Raw genomic sequence first — 15,776 nt, 5'->3', positions numbered from 1 at the left:
TTAGATTAATCAAATAGAGTCTTCGTAGTTCAAGCTATGAGGGCTCTGTTTTTAACTAGAAAAGGAGAGCACAGCAATGCCAATACATCATAATCAAGTTAAAAATCACGATAGTCAATCGATAGGGCAGTGGGTTGAGCAGTTCCGTCCCTTTGCTAAGGAAGGGAAATGTGCCAGCTATATTCCAGCTTTAGCACAAAAAGATCCACAGCAACTAGCCATCTCCATTATCGGACCGAATAGTGAACAAATCGTTGGAGGAGATGTAACGGAATTATTTACCCTCCAAAGTGTTTCAAAAGTTGTGACCTTTATTTTAGCTTGTATGGACCGAGGATTGCCGTATGTTTTAGAACGGGTAGATGTTGAGCCTACAGGTGATACGTTCAATTCCATTATTCGTCTTGAAAGTCATCAGCCTGGGAAACCTTTTAATCCGATGATTAATGCAGGAGCGATTACAGTGTCCTCGATGCTGGATGGCAGTTCGCCACAGGAGAAAGTGGCTAAAATCCTGTCGTTTTTAGAACAAATGGTTGGCAAACAGTTAAAGGTAAACGAAGAAGTGTTTCAATCTGAATGGCAAACAGCTAATCGCAATCGATCATTAGCCTACTATTTAATGGATTCGGGCTTTTTAGATTGTCCAGTTGAAGAAGCATTGGAAGTTTATTTGAAGCAATGTGCAATTGAAGTCAATGTTTCGGATTTAGCGATGATTGGCTTAGTAATCGCGAATGATGGCTATCATCCACAACGAAAAATCCAGCTCTTTCCAAAACAAGTGGCTAAATTAGCGAAAGCCCTAATGGTGACATGTGGTATGTATAATGCATCAGGTAAGTTTGCTGCTTTTATCGGTTTGCCAGCTAAAAGTGGTGTCTCTGGTGCCATTGTTGCGGCTGTTCCCAATCACGCAAGCTTGGAATCACCTTTTCCAGCTGGTTGTGGCATCGGTATTTATGGGCCAGCTATTGATGATATCGGAAATAGTGTAGCAGGTGTAAAATTACTTAAGCATGTTGCAGATGAATGGAATATGACGATTTTTTAATGTTGATAGTGGTGAATAATTACATTACAGGAGGGCGCTTTCCGTAGGCATATACGTAAACCGCAACCGTCGTAAATGACAGACTGTTGCGGTTTACATTCCCACACAATGGAGAGAAAATACATTTAATTTGTACTTGATGGCTGGTGCTTATAAATTTCATATACCTTGTGAAGTCATGTTTAAGAATGTCTTGTTCTTTTGTAGTGGTTCAGTCATGCCAAGCATGCATTTGAATGTTTGCAGAGTGAAAGTTTTCGCTAATATCATCTAGTTTTAAATATTCAGTCACTATATAACTTACTTCGTCTAATGTTAAATTTGCAGCTACTGCATTATTTTGGGGCAAAATTATTATACTAATCATGGAGGTGAGTTACTGTAAGGATAGCCCTAGTAATCAGGAATTTATCAAGTTTATAAATCATAAAGTGTGTGCATTCATAGAGATTTGGCTTTCTCGATGTCTACGGGGAAAGAGGATATAAGTTATGACATCTTTTCAAAAGAATCATTTGATTTATTGAAAAATAGAAGATACAAACCAAACGTAATAGTGATAATTCCTGTTATAATGATTAAATTTACTACATCATCATATATCATAGGTACTAACAAACATGTAACAATGGCAAAGGACGAAACGGTATTGATAATAGAAGTCACTTTACCAATATGTTGATATTCATAAAAATGATAAATCATTTTTCCATAAACTGTACCTGACATACCAATTAATAAAAATGTTAAAGCAAAGAGTACGGTTTTTATGGCTATACTATCAGTGAAAGCTATCAGTGTAATAGCAACGCCAGAGACCAGATAATCAATCATGAAAAAGTTTTTAAAAGGCATTTTAATATGGTTTGAGAGAAATACTCCGACAAGCTCTGATCCTCTCTGGATAGCTAATAGAACACCTAGATATTCCACGCCAATGTTTAGTATAACTAGATAAGCACCAACAATACGCATTACCATCGTTGTAAGACCGCTTAAGATACCCTCCATGACAACAATTCGTGACGGTGTCTTTTTTTGCCAAAAATATTTAAAGGCATACAAAATATCAGTTTTATAATTCGCTTTTTCTTGAAGAGGATTGTTATTGGGAGGAGTATAGCCAATATTTTTTACAGATATTTTCAAGAATAATGCAATACATAAAATGAAAGTAAACATGTCAAGTATGAGTATACTGATGACAGACATATATATAAGAATGATTGATGACAAAAAATTTGATACTATATCAACGGTATTATTTGTAATATTCATGGCATAAACAGATTGTTCGATATCTGTTTTTTTATATTGTAGTATTTGAGGAATAAAACTGGATTGAACTGGATATATCAATGTGTTTGCAAATGAAAATATAAAATGGCATATGAAGATTAATAGAATATCTAATCTAAAGTATACTGTGAATAATATGCCTGTTATAGATAGTAATTGTACAATTTCAAAAGTGATTAATAGGCCTTTTTTATTTCTACAGTTATCTATTAAAGATCCAAAGGCAAAGTTAATTAAAGAGGGGAAAAAAGCGATTAATCCGAAGAGAGCCAAAGCATCTGCACCTAAATTATATATAGAGATAGTTATATAGGCTAATACAACAGTATATAAGCTATCTCCAAAATTTGTTATCACTCTCCCGGAAATTAAGTAAATAAAGTTGTTATTTTTTCTTAAGGTCATATTTATATACATTCCAATTAAATAAATCGATTTGAATTGCCTCTGGTTTATAATTTAGTTGTGTAATAACGCTGAAAGCTTGATAGGAAATTAAGCCTGCAGCCATATAAGTCACGGGTGCTATAACACTTGTCGAGAATGTAATGTTTTCCAAAAGTTGTTCTCTTGGTGCACCTTGCTCTCCATACAATTCAGAGCTTGTTATCGTTAAATTTGGATTCATACAAAATGTGTTGATCACTGTAGAAGCATAGGAACCTGAAATAAAAGGTTTATTAAACTCTATTGATAAATCATCAAACCATACGTCAATTTCGTGTTTTGGGGTGTCAGCACAACATATCGAAATATCAAAGTTATATTTTTTGAAAATCTCCTGCAAGTCATTTTTTGTCGCTAAATATTTATTTATTTTATTCACATTAATTTTTGAATCTATTTTTTTTATATATTTTTCAACTCTGTCTACTTTATTTTTTCCTATATCTTCTTTGAAATATGTACCCTGTCTAGTTAAATTTGTTTCATCTATTCTATCATTATCAATGATTGTGAATGTTTGAATACCAAGTCTAGCTAAGATTTCGCATACATTGGCACCAATTCCACCTAAACCAACGATTAAAACATGTGCTTTATTTAATTTTCTTTGATAAATTGAAGGGTCTGTATTATTTGAAATATCCATCCATTCAAAGAAATTAATGTTGCGTGAATATTTATATTGTTTATCATAATCATTTATAGTCAGTAGTCCTAAATCTTTTAGAGCCTCTACTTTATTATTAAATTCTTCTGTACTAATTGTTAAATGTTCACGCTCTTTCTCACCATTTAGTACTTTTAAAATATCAATATTTAGTTCACTTTTTTCTATTGACCTTTCTATCCCATCTTGTCCAAAACCAAAGATTATTTTTCCCTCTACTATTAAAGGTTGTAAAGTCTTTTTTATTTTTAATAGAGTCATCGAAATATTCCTCCGTTCAAGATTGAAAACAAAACAGAAAGAATATAAATTCTTCCTGTTTTGCTTCATTGGAATTAATTTACTAAATTAACCATTTAGGTTTTACGAATTGCTAATATTAGCGATCGCCATTACGAAATGCTGGTAGCATAAAAATCACCCCCAACCAATTTCTTAGGGACATTATAATGAATTAACTGAAAATTTTCAATATATAAATAATTGAAATTGCACTATTTTTCTTTCTATTAATCACTCTAAAAAGGAGGTTACTTTTAGTTTTATAATATGTTTGTTTTGGAAAAGATGAAGTTTGTAAGAGGAGAGACTTTTGTTGAAAACGTTTATTTGTCATCGCTATTATCGCCTGACAACTTGATAGTCTAAGGCGATAGCAATATTAGTTCTATAGCTACATATAGTAGTGTTGGATAATTGGGGAAATGTAGGCGATTTAATCATCTATTATAATGAAAGACAAGACGCAATGCATTGTGATTGCGTCTTGCTGTGGATTTGTCGCGAATTTATAAAATTGCTGTTATCTATTGTTGATATTTTTGCTTTTATAAAGAATGAAAAGAACGATAAACCAGATAGGTGTTAGTAAAAGCGCTGTTCTAGTCGCTTCGGAAATCAACATAATTACTAGCAAAAACGCGAAGAAAGCAAGTACTAAATAGTTCACAAAAGGTGTCAATGGTGCTTTAAAAATCGACGCTTCGTGGAGTGCGCGATTTTTACGTTTATAGATAATATGCGAGATTAAAATAATACTCCATACCCAAATAAAACAAATAGCACTAATCGTTGTCACGACGCTAAAGGCGTTTTCTGGCATGAGCTTGCTAAGTAATGCCCCTACTGATACAACGATTGCTGAAAGCACAAGTGCGTTACTTGGCACACTGTTTTTATTTAGCTTAGCAAAAGAAGCGGATGCTTGCTTATGACGGCCAAGATTATAAAGCATACGACTTGTAGAAAATAAACCACTATTGCCTGCTGAAGCCGCAGATGTCAGCACAACAAAATTGATAATACCTGCTGCGATAGGTATACCTGCTAATGAAAATACTTGTACGAATGGACTGCTTGTAGCAGACATTTCATACCAAGGGTTGATGCATAAAATGACTGTTAATGCTCCTACATAAAATAGTAAAATACGCAATGGAATTTTATTTATTGCAGATGGTATATTTTTTTTCGGATCTGCTGTTTCTGCAGCAGAAACACCGACTAGTTCAACCCCTACGAAAGCAAAAACAACCATTTGGAAGGCCATTAAGAAGCCATAAATACCGTTCGGGAACAGCCCGCCATGTGCCCAAAGATTGTTTACTGATACAGTGCCAGAAGTTGTTTGAAAGCCTGTGAATAGCATGAATAATCCAATAATTATTAATGCAACAATTGTTACAACTTTAATCAGTGCAAACCAAAATTCGAGTTCTCCAAAAAGCTTTACTGTCAATAAATTAAGAAATAATAAGAGTACTAGACAGCCAATAGCTGGTACCCATTGCGGAATATTAAACCAATATTGTACATAGACACCGACGGCAATAATATCTGCCATCGCAGTCATTATCCAACAAAACCAGTAGGTCCAACCAGTGACATACCCAGCCCAAGGGCCGATGTACTCTGTGGCGAAATCTGTAAATGATGTATAGCCTGCGTTTGATAATAGTAGTTCACCTAGTGCCCGCATGACAAAAAATAAGGCGATTCCAACAATGAGGTAAGCCAAAATAATGGAAGGTCCTGCTAAAGCAATCGCTTTACCTGATCCTAAAAATAAGCCAGTCCCAATTGTTCCGCCAATTGCAATAAGTTGCACATGGCGATTTTTTAATTCTCGTTTTAACTGATGCTGTTCCAAGTTTATTCCCCCATAAGATGCGTAGAAGCGCTAGCTGGAAAATAAAAAAGAGACTAGTAGCAACACTAGTCTCGTAAACGTCAGAATAAAAATACCGTGACTGAAGGTTTAGTTTGTGACATATACAATGTAACATTCGTCGTGTGGTATAGCTTTCATGGTGAAAGTTTATCTTACTCCTCTGTCCTTTTGCCTGAGATAGTGAACCCTTCGGCGACGCTAATTGCGCTCTCTCCAGAAATGCTCCTGCTATAGTTTTATCCATAGCATTCATAGCTTCAATCTTTATTTTAAGATATTATTTATCCTACCAATGACTAGCCAATAATACAAGGGTCAATTTTCAGTAGTATGCAGGTAAAAAGAAGAATTGGTTTCATGTTGATATAATTGTTACAAAAAATAGTTATTTTAGACATATAGCAATAGATGCATTATCATTATGTTTACAACTATAAAGCTAAAAGAGGTGAAGGAATGGAGCGAGTAAAAGAAGCAGCACGATTATTAGCACAAGAAGGGGAGAGTGAGCAAGCAAAATTATTATTGCTAGATGCATTTTCTGAACAGGCAAATCTTATTGTTGCGCATAATTTAGCAGATTACTATAAGGAACATGATCAATACGAGGAAGCGTTTCACTATGCATTGCAGGCTGTTGCATGGCAACCAAAAACGTATTACCCATATGCATTATTAGGCGAATTGTCTATGCGCCGAGGTGACAATGATTCGGCTCAGAAATGGCTAGAAAAAGCCTATAAACGATTTCAATCACCAGTCGTAGCGCACAATTTAGCAACTCTATACAAGGCACAGCAAAAATATGAACAGGCTGCTCGCCTTTTTATAAAATCATATGAAACCGAGGACTATGGGCTGTTGCATGCTGTCGAATGTCTTGTGTTAGCCAACGATTTTCAGCATGCTAAAAAGTGGATAGCGATTATTGAACAAGAACAGGAACGCTTTATAGGTGAAGTAGAGCTAGGAGAGTTGTACGGGCGAATTGGGGATTACCAAAAATCCGCTGTATGGTATGCAAAAGGCTACAATCATTATGCCCATACAGGTGAATGGATTGCTGATTATGTATGGGTACTTCACCAATTAGGGAATGAGGCGCAGAAAAAAGCTGTGATTACAGCTTTTATGGAGCAATGTAAGCAAACAATGGCTGACTTGGCTGATAAGACGTTGGAAGATGACTGGACGGAAGAAGAAGTAGCAGAAGAAGAGGCAAGGCTTAGAGCGAATATGGAACGGGTGAACAGTGCCCATTTACAGCATCAGATTATGATGCAAAATGAGCCGAGTATCGCTTCACGCTGTTATACTTTTTTCTGTCCGATGCATGATGAAGGACATGGTGACAGCGAACTAGATGGTTAGTCGTTAGACAACTACTATTATATAGAAGAAACTCTGAATATTAGCAAAAAGAATCCTTTACCAAAACATTTGGAAAGGATTCTTTTTATGAAAAAAACAAGCGCTAGTATCCTACTTCACTGGGGAAAGGACTATGTAAAATAGTCGCTATAGCCTGATTGAATTAACTTTGCTTATTGTTTTTTTGTTTTAATTTTACCAGTCCAATTACGGAAGCCGCCTTCAAGCTGGTAGATTTGATTGTAACCACGTTTTTTTAGGTAAAGAGCAGCACGCGCGCTACGGCCTGTATTTTGACAGTATAAATATACTGGTAAATCTGGGCGGATTTCTTTATAACGTTGACGTAATGCTGTAGAAGGAACGTTTCGTGCGCCGAGAATATGACCTGCATCAAATTCTTTTTGTTCACGCACATCGATTAACTGCGCTTTACGGTAGCCTTCAATAAATTGTTCTTGTGTTAGGTTGGTTACGGCTTTTTTTAGTCGCATTGCATTAATCGCGATATATGCAATTAGCACTACTAAAACGACACCAATTGTGATAAGTATATCCAATTTCTTCTTACCCCTTTCTATCTTCTTTATTATTATAAAAGATGCGCTGGCGATAGTCCAATGAGTTTGATAAAATTAACTAGATTGTGGCTAGAAATGATTGATAGATGTAGGAGATGACATAATGACAACTTGGTATTTTCTAAATTCAGGAAAATGTAGTCCCTCTTTTAATATGGCACTAGATGAGGCATTGCTTGATTGGCATAGTGAGGGTTTAATTCCTCCTGTTATTCGTTTTTATGAATGGGAGCCAGCGACATTGTCGATTGGTTATTTCCAACAAGCGAAAAGAGATATTAATTTAGATGCGTTACGTGAACAAGGAATAGGATTTGTTCGTCGTCCAACGGGTGGTCGAGCAGTATTACATGAACATGAGTTAACATATAGCGTCATTGTTACTGAAAGTTATCCAAATATGCCTGAATCCGTAACAGAGGCGTATCGAGTACTTAGTGAAGGGATATTGCAAGGCTTTCATAATTTAGGAATGGATGCCTATTTCAGCGTGCCTGACACAGAGGAAAAAAGGGCAGATTTGAAGCAGCCAAAAAGTGCCGTGTGTTTTGACGCACCGAGTTGGTATGAACTTGTCGTTGAAGGGAAAAAAATAGCGGGTAGTGCACAAACTCGTCAAAAAGGTGTTATTTTGCAACATGGCGCGATTTTACTTGATCTTGATGAGGATAAATTATTATCTGTTTTTAATTTTTCAAGTGAAGCGGCGAAAGAACGTATGCGCAAAAAGCTACCGGAGAAGGCAGTTGCCATTAATAGTCTTGTAAAAGAACCTGTTTCCATTGAACAATGTGTAACTGCTTTTCGAGATGGTTTTGCAAAATCGTTGCAAATTGAATTAAAACCATTTACACTTTCTGAGGAGCAATTAAAATATGTGTATGAGTTGGCAGAAAAAAAATATGCGCATGATGATTGGAACTTTAAAAAGTAAAATGTGGTATAAGAAAAATATTTTTTCATCGTTTAAACCTTGTAATGGCAAGCAGTAACCAATCTATTCGAAATTGCAAGAGTTGAATTTAAAAACTATATATAGTATCTTTTTATAAGCGACATACACAATATGTAGTGTTTAACAGCACATGATATTGTGTATTTATTATTGTAAGGGGAGGCAAAACGATGGTACTTACAAATCATCAACCCGATGTAAACAAACAAATTGAACAGTTAAACAAAGATATTGAGCAATTCCCACAGGTTCACCCTGTCACGCCTGATATGCATATCACACATAAAGGTGTATCAAGACTTGTGATGATCGATCGCTACTCGTTTAAGGATACGGAAAAGAAAACGCTAAAAGCTGGTGATTTCGTCGTATTAACGGTAAAGGCAGATCCAAAATTCCCCGCACGTGGTTTAGGAACAATTCAACATATTGATATGGCTACAAAAACAGCTGATATTTTGATTGAAGAAGACTACCGTAGCGCATTAGATGATCCAAAAGAGCAGGAAACAGGTGTGATTACACGTTCAATTGACGTGCTAGAAAAGCCTCTTGAAATTTTTTATGAACAAATTGCTAAACGAAATGCAACAGGGCTTGCTTCTGTTGAAAAAACAGCTGAAAAACGCCAAGAATGGTTTGAAAAATTTTATCAGCAACTCGTTTCATTAAAATTTGTACCAGCTGGTCGTGTCATATACGGAGCAGGTTCTGAAACAGATGTAACTTTCTTTAACTGCTATGTAATGCCGTTTGTAGCGGACTCACGTGAAGGAATCAGTGATCACCGCAAGCAAGTAATGGAAATTATGAGCCGTGGTGGTGGTGTAGGAACAAATGGTTCAACACTTCGTCCTCGCAACACGTTAGCACGTGGTGTGAACGGTAAATCGTCAGGTTCGGTATCATGGCTAGATGACATTGCAAAACTGACTCACCTTGTCGAACAGGGTGGTTCGCGCAGAGGTATGGATAATCTTAGTGCTTCTGCGTAAACAAACCTCGTGAATTGCTGGGATCTCTTTGACTGAAATATTATCACTTTAATCGAGGTGAAAAATATGGAAGTTTATGATGCAAAGCAACCTCAAACTTGTTTAATATGTGGTTTTAAAATTAATCACAATAAGCAAGGGTGGTTTACAACTCATTTAAAAAATGAGCATAATTTAACATTAAATGATTATTTAATTTCTCATTTTTATCCAAAAGAAATGGTAACTTGCCAATATATTTTATGTAATAACATAGTTAAACTAAGGCGAGGCATTCCCAATAAATTTTGCAGTAGAAGCTGTCGAGGAAAAGGTGCCCCTTTAACTTGTGTAATATGTGGAAAACTGTTTGATGAAAAACATCGTCAGACAAAAACTTGCAGTAAAGAATGTGCAAGTCAACTTAGATCACAAAACACTGGCAAGTGGCATAACGAGATGTCTATGGAGCAAAAGAAGCTTCATTTTGAAACTATTATTTCTAAAACAGCCAAAACTCGAAAGTTGAATGGCACCCCGTCTTGGAATAGTGGCAAGACAGGGATATACAGCAAAGAAACGATAGAAAAAATTCGACAAGCTGCTTTGAAGCAAATAGAGGGAGCAACCTATAGAAAAACGAGCATTGAAAGAATGATTGAGTCTTTCCTGCTAGAAGAATCTATTCCCTATAAATATTCCTTTATACTAGAAGGAGCACAATTTGATTTTCACTTAGTGGACACGAATATCTTAATTGAATGTGATGGGGACTTTTGGCACGGAAATCCAAAGTTCTATTCCTCCTTCTATTCAGTTCAAAAGCGAATAAAAGCAAGGGATATTGAAAAGAATCAAATTGCAGCAGCAAATGGTTACAATTTACTCCGTTTCTGGGAAGATGAGATAAAACATGATTTTGAAAATGTTAAAAAACGCATTATAAATGCACTGCTAGCTACAACGTAACTGGAAACGGTAAGCGTGAATGCTTAAAAATAGTAGTGGGATAAAGACAATCAGCAGCCAAGCCTCTATTGGATGAGGAAGGTTCAACGACCATCGAAAACACGCTAGGATAGCGGAAGTGAGTAGAGTAGGAGTGAAGTCACTCCGAAGTGCGAGGACATCTAATTAGATGTAAGATATGGTCTCAACTTCTATGGTGACATAGAGAGTGGGTGTAACGAACCCGCGCAAGGGGAATTGGCACAAATGATTATGCTGGCAGATTGGCATCCTGATATCGTGGAATTTATTATTTCAAAAATGCAAAATCCACGTATTTTACGATACCTAATGGAAAATACAGCAGATGAGACGATTATTCGTCTAGCGAAAGAAAAATTAAACTTTAAGCCGCTTTCAATGCAAGAAGAAGCGATGTATCAAGGCATTGTGAATTATAAAGGCATCGAAGGCTTAGGCGGATTCGATAGTGGCATTATTCGTGAAGCCGAAAATAAATTGCGTGACGGTGGAACGTACACAGTTCATAACCCAGAATTTTTAACGGGTGCTAATATTTCTGTAACGCTAACGAAAGAATTTATGGAAGCTGTTGAAGCGGACGCTGAATTCGATCTGCGTTTCCCAGCGGTTGAAGAATATACAAAAGAAGAAATGGCTGTTTACAATAGTGAGTGGCATAAAGTTGGAGACGTACGTGAATGGGAGAAGATGGGCTATAAAGTACGCACATATCGTACGATTAAAGCAAAAGAGCTTTGGAATCTTATTAACGTCTGTGCAACATATTCGGCAGAGCCAGGGATATTCTTTATAGACAATGCCAACGATATGACAAACGCAAAAGCATATGGTCAAAGTGTTGTTGCGACGAATCCTTGCGGTGAACAACCACTTGCACCATATTCAGTGTGTAACTTAGCTGCTGTCAACTTAGCGCAGTTTGCCAATAAAGAAAATCAAACAGTTGATTACGAAGCATTACGTGAAACGGTTCGTGTTGGTGTCCGTATGCAAGATAACGTAATTGATGCAACGCCGTATTTCCTTGAAGAAAACCGTGTACAAGCTCTTGGTGAACGTCGAGTTGGCTTAGGAGTAATGGGCTTAGCGGATTTACTTATTTATTGTGAAAAAGAATATGGCTCAGAAGCGGGCAATGCACTTGTAGATGAAATCTTTAAAACAATTGCAGAAACTGCTTACGAGGCGTCTACAGAGCTTGCAAAAGAACGTGGCAGCTTCCCATTCCTAGTAGGGGCGACAGAGGAAGAAACAGCACGTTTACGTAAAGCCTTTACAGAAACAGGCTTTATGCAAAAAATGCCAGCGCACATTAAAGAGCAAATTTTAGCAACAGGTATACGTAACTCGCATTTACTAACAGTAGCGCCAACAGGATCGACAGGAACAATGGTAGGCGTAGCAACGGGTCTAGAACCATACTTCTCGTTCACATACTATCGTTCTGGTCGTCTAGGCAAGTTTATTGAAGTAAAAGCAGAAATCGTTCAAGAATACTTAGACCGTCATCCAGAAGTATCTGAAGATCAGTTACCTGAATGGTTTGTGACGGCAATGGAATTAAAACCAGAGGCGCATGCGGATGTGCAATGCATTATCCAAAAATGGATTGATTCGTCGATTTCTAAAACAGTAAATGCACCGAAAGGCTATACGGTCGAACAAGTTGAAAAAGTGTACGAGCGCCTTTATAAAGGTGGCGCTAAAGGTGGTACGGTCTATGTTGATGGTAGCCGTGATTCACAAGTTCTGACACTAAAAGCAGAAGAAAATGATATGGATCAATTATCATTTGAAGAAGAATTAGTAGAAGAGCATGCAAAACGTCCAGTCGTATTAGTGGATACGATCCAAGCACTTGAGTCAACAACAGTTATCGGCTCAGATGTAGGGAACACATGCCCAGTTTGTCGTAAAGGCACAGTCGAAGAAATGGGTGGCTGTAACACATGTACAAACTGTGGTGCACAATTAAAATGCGGTTTGTAAAATAAAACCTAATGTAAACCACCTCACCTCTATAGATATTAGAGGTGAGGTGGTTTTCTATTGGATAATTGTGTTAGTATTGTTCTGAATAGTAATGAAGAAAGTATCTTCAACTAAATCCATTTGGGTGGAGTGTTATTTTTTTCGAATCAGCGTTTCTCCAAGCGCGATTCCAACTGTAACAACTAAAATTGTTAGGATTAACAGAGCTTGTAAAATAAAATACCCAACTTGATCGAACATCGTATCTCTCCTCTTTTCTTAATAATACCTTCTATTATGAAATATTTACTTCCTAAATGAAGGGTCAAACGAACGAATAAAGCTCCCAATCAGTTCGATTTTTATCATATAGTTTACTTCATTAACATCATATATATGCAGTTGTTGTAATATTTCTTTAACGACAGGACGTTCAATATTTAATCAGCCTTGCGATTTTCTTAAACGAACAAGGTGAAAGAGGGTATTCTTTTAGTAGGCGTTAGCGAGGGTTGCGTTCTTACTGTGCAAAGCGGAAAGTACCGCAGCGGCAACAACGGCATAGAAAAGTGTTAGATTGACCGTGGTCAATCTAACACTTTTTCTCTTTTATACCGACATCTTCTTATTGGTGAAGCTTTTCAAAAAGAAAATCTTTTTTAAATACTATTTTTAAAAAATTGAACCTATAATCATTTGCTAATCGTCTAATAGCAGAATTTAAGAGAGGAAGGGAGGGTAGTAGATGGACAGAACAGAAAAAGATTTCTTATTAGAAAAAATGATGATTGAATATGGTGATGAGTTGGTACGATTGGCATTTTCTTATGTAAAAGATACTGAAATTGCGAAGGATATGGTGCAAAATACGTTTATCAAATGCTACAAAAACGTGGATACGTTTCGCTATGATGCCCAAATAAGGACATGGCTCTATCGTATTGCAATTAACGAATGTAAAGATTACTTAAAAAGTTGGCATTTCAAAATGGTACAAGTAAAAAGTTTTATTCATGAAACAGCGAAGTCGATTTACCCATCAACAGAAAAAACAGTAATCGATAAATACAATAATGAAGAACTAAAGGATACCATCTTTTCTCTGCCAAAAGTGTATCGGGAAGTGGTGTATCTCTACTACTACGAATCGTTAAAGACAGATGAAATTGCTGAAGTATTGGATATTCCAATGAATACAGTGAAAACGAGATTAAGAAGAGCCAAACAACGATTAGAGTCGATGATAAAGGAGGCTGAACTGAATGGAAGATAAACGATTAAGAGATAAAATGCAGAAGATTTCTAATCAAGATTTAAGATTTACGCAAGAAGACCGACAAAAGGTTTTTGAACAAATTGGTAGGTTGGAAAAGAAGCACCGAGTACAAAAGAAGTCTCTTGTTCCTTCTTCAAAAAAGATTTTGCCAGTGCTTGTTTCGTTATTAGTGCTAGGCTTATGTCTAGTTTTATTTATGCCATCCTTGTTGCCTAAGAGCTTTCATGAAGACGGGAACAATAGTGCAACAGCAGTTCAGGAAGATCAAATTGTCACTACTTTAATTACGGTGAAAGCAGAACAGGAGGACGATAGAATACCTCTAAATCTTTTACTTACATATAGCAAAGAGAAAAACGCTATGAAAGTTCTGTCGATTCCTCGTGAAACGTATGCACCGATAGCGAACAATGGTGGGACTACAGTGTACGATAAATTATTATTTGCTTATGCTTTTGGTTCAGGAGGAGCAGAAAATGTAAGAACGACCGTTTCCAACCTATTTAATTTACCCATTGATTATTATGCGGTCATCGACTTAGAGACCTTCTCAGCATGGATCGCATCTATAAACGGTATAGATTATGACTTGCAAGAAGATACTCGCGTAAGAGCTATCACGAAAGTAGGACTAGATTTCAAAAAAGGAACGAATCGTTTAAATGGGGAAGAGGTAGTGGCATTAATGATGGCTGCTACTGACGGGAGAAATTTAAAGGAAGAAAACTTATTAAATCTTATTCAAATTGTGGTGAATAAAACGAAAAACGAAATGGCGCAATCGAAATTAAAAGAACTTTCCACTCAAATTGAAGCCAATATACCACTAGAACAATTGTTTGAAAACAAAATAAATCTTCATTCAATTAAATCAGTATCGTTAAGTGCTGGCATTCGAGATGATATGATAGATGGAAAATATTATGTTACGTTTGAGAAAGATTTTTTAACAGCCATTTCCGAAGAGTTAACGACATTTGAGTAATTAAACATTGGATTTGTTGTAATTTATAGGAAAATGTTTTTATACTAGAAGTGCGTTAATAAGTTTAACGCACTTTTTATATTTATGTAAAAGGTTGGAATGATTAAGCGGACAAGAAGCGTTAAATGGCGAGAAGAGGGAAAAATATGTTAAAGAGGGGTAATATGGAGCACTATCGAATTGTTAAAGAAGTCATTGATAATTGGGATCCAAAGCCATTTTTGCATTACACACCTGAGGATGAATATGACCCAGAAATTAGGATGATTGTAGAGCTACTTCCAACAGTAACTTCTGTTGAAAATTTAGCGGTTAGGATACATGAAGTTTTTGTGAAAATGTTCTCGGTAGATGAAGTATTTGCAATTCCGAATTGCTTTCCAATTGCGTTGGAAATTTACAGTAAAATCAAGGATTTAAAGAGTGAGAATCAAACTTCAAATTAAAATAAAAGTGGCTATCTCGTCAAATAAAACGGATAGCCACTTTTTTATATACCCACTTATCCATTGAAAACGACCGGTTGTCGAAAATGCATTTACATCGTTGCTTGAAATCTTTATAGTGAAAGCGAATGAAGGGGGTGTAGGATATGAATGTAGAAGTATCCATTAATCCGTTATGTAGAGAACCTAAAATAATTATATACACAGATAAAATGACATCTGAAATCGAGCAAATCATGCGGAATATTTTTTCTACAGAGGAAGATACATTACCGGTATTGTCGAATAAAGGGGTAGAGCTTATTCATTGTGAAGACATTATAAGGTTATATACGGAGCGGAAAAAAGTCCTCGTTCAAACGGCAGACGAGATATACACGATTCGTTTGCGCATGTATGAACTAGAGGCAAAGCTAAATTCCCAAATGTTTGTGCGAATATCAAATGCTGAGATTGTTAATCGGAAGAAGATTAAATACATGGATATAAGTAAAACAGGAACGATTGGTGTTTTCCTAGAAGGCAATGTTAAAACGTTTGCATCAAGGCGCTATGTTGCCAAAATAAAGAAACAGTTAGGGATATGA

12 protein-coding genes, 2 pseudogenes and 1 riboswitch are annotated in these 15,776 nt (G+C 36.2%); of the genes and pseudogenes, 10 read left to right on the top strand and 4 right to left on the bottom strand.

All coding sequences use genetic code 11. The features are described from left to right. The first annotated feature begins 76 nt into the window (after positions 1 to 76). Entirely contained in the window at positions 77 to 1,054 is a 978-nt protein-coding gene (locus tag C9J37_RS21910; protein WP_107897065.1) for a glutaminase, read from the top strand. Positions 1,055 to 1,543: 489 nt separating this feature from the next. Here the strand turns inward: C9J37_RS21910 and C9J37_RS21905 are convergent, their stop codons facing one another. The 3 genes from C9J37_RS21905 to C9J37_RS21895 form a co-directional block, all read right to left on the bottom strand. Continuing rightward, the gene (locus tag C9J37_RS21905) at positions 1,544 to 2,710 is read right to left on the bottom strand and encodes an MFS transporter (RefSeq protein ID WP_137067782.1); all 1,167 of its coding nucleotides are present in this window, start codon (positions 2,708 to 2,710) and stop codon (positions 1,544 to 1,546) included. A gap of 28 nt (positions 2,711 to 2,738) precedes the next feature. Next, a complete protein-coding gene (locus tag C9J37_RS21900) occupies positions 2,739 to 3,728 on the bottom strand; it encodes a ThiF family adenylyltransferase (RefSeq protein ID WP_167397390.1) in 990 nt (329 codons plus the stop codon). Positions 3,729 to 4,269: 541 nt separating this feature from the next. Further along, the gene (locus C9J37_RS21895) at positions 4,270 to 5,616 is read right to left on the bottom strand and encodes an amino acid permease (protein ID WP_107897062.1); all 1,347 of its coding nucleotides are present in this window, start codon (positions 5,614 to 5,616) and stop codon (positions 4,270 to 4,272) included. 171 nt (positions 5,617 to 5,787) lie between these two features. Next, positions 5,788 to 5,864, bottom strand: a riboswitch (glycine riboswitch). Positions 5,865 to 6,093: 229 nt separating this feature from the next. Between C9J37_RS21895 and C9J37_RS21890 the strand changes: the two genes are divergently transcribed. After that, positions 6,094 to 7,008 carry a tetratricopeptide repeat protein gene (locus tag C9J37_RS21890; protein WP_167397389.1) on the top strand — a complete coding sequence of 305 codons (915 nt, stop codon included), beginning with the start codon at positions 6,094 to 6,096 and terminating at the stop codon, positions 7,006 to 7,008. A 173-nt stretch (positions 7,009 to 7,181) separates the two neighbouring features. Here the strand turns inward: C9J37_RS21890 and C9J37_RS21885 are convergent, their stop codons facing one another. Next, positions 7,182 to 7,568, bottom strand: coding sequence for a rhodanese-like domain-containing protein (locus tag C9J37_RS21885; RefSeq protein WP_024361208.1), 387 nt, complete (start codon positions 7,566 to 7,568; stop codon positions 7,182 to 7,184). Between the two features lie 124 nt (positions 7,569 to 7,692). Here C9J37_RS21885 and C9J37_RS21880 point away from each other — a divergent pair, with 124 nt between their 5' ends. The 8 genes and pseudogenes from C9J37_RS21880 (at position 7,693) to C9J37_RS21845 (ending at position 15,776) form a co-directional block, all read left to right on the top strand. Then, positions 7,693 to 8,523 (top strand): octanoyltransferase LipM, encoded by an 831-nt coding sequence (locus tag C9J37_RS21880; protein WP_167397388.1) that lies wholly within the window; start codon positions 7,693 to 7,695, stop codon positions 8,521 to 8,523. 191 nt (positions 8,524 to 8,714) lie between these two features. Continuing rightward, positions 8,715 to 9,512: pseudogene (locus C9J37_RS21875) on the top strand (ribonucleotide reductase N-terminal alpha domain-containing protein); the annotation flags it as partial. Between the two features lie 93 nt (positions 9,513 to 9,605). Continuing rightward, on the top strand, positions 9,606 to 10,487 hold the full coding sequence (locus C9J37_RS21870; RefSeq protein ID WP_107897059.1) for a DUF559 domain-containing protein: 882 nt from the start codon (positions 9,606 to 9,608) through the stop codon (positions 10,485 to 10,487). A gap of 240 nt (positions 10,488 to 10,727) precedes the next feature. Beyond that, positions 10,728 to 12,500 (top strand): annotated as a pseudogene (locus tag C9J37_RS21865) (vitamin B12-dependent ribonucleotide reductase); the annotation flags it as partial. Between the two features lie 727 nt (positions 12,501 to 13,227). Beyond that, entirely contained in the window at positions 13,228 to 13,755 is a 528-nt protein-coding gene (locus tag C9J37_RS21860; protein ID WP_107897058.1) for a sigma-70 family RNA polymerase sigma factor, read from the top strand. Then, the gene (locus C9J37_RS21855; protein WP_107897057.1) at positions 13,745 to 14,743 is read left to right on the top strand and encodes an LCP family protein; all 999 of its coding nucleotides are present in this window, start codon (positions 13,745 to 13,747) and stop codon (positions 14,741 to 14,743) included. The genes C9J37_RS21860 and C9J37_RS21855 overlap by 11 nt, the downstream gene beginning before the upstream one ends. A gap of 146 nt (positions 14,744 to 14,889) precedes the next feature. Continuing rightward, positions 14,890 to 15,189: a DUF1871 family protein gene (locus C9J37_RS21850; protein WP_167397387.1), complete on the top strand. Its 300-nt coding sequence runs from the start codon at positions 14,890 to 14,892 to the stop codon at positions 15,187 to 15,189. A 146-nt stretch (positions 15,190 to 15,335) separates the two neighbouring features. After that, positions 15,336 to 15,776, top strand: a complete 441-nt coding sequence (locus tag C9J37_RS21845) for a LytTR family DNA-binding domain-containing protein (RefSeq protein WP_107897055.1) — start codon at positions 15,336 to 15,338, stop codon at positions 15,774 to 15,776.

It is taken from the genome of Lysinibacillus mangiferihumi (assembly GCF_003049665.1).
GTDB lineage: Bacteria > Bacillota > Bacilli > Bacillales_A > Planococcaceae > Lysinibacillus > Lysinibacillus mangiferihumi.
The sequence above is the reverse complement of the archived record's forward strand: the minus strand, read 5'-3'. Positions and strand labels throughout refer to the sequence as shown.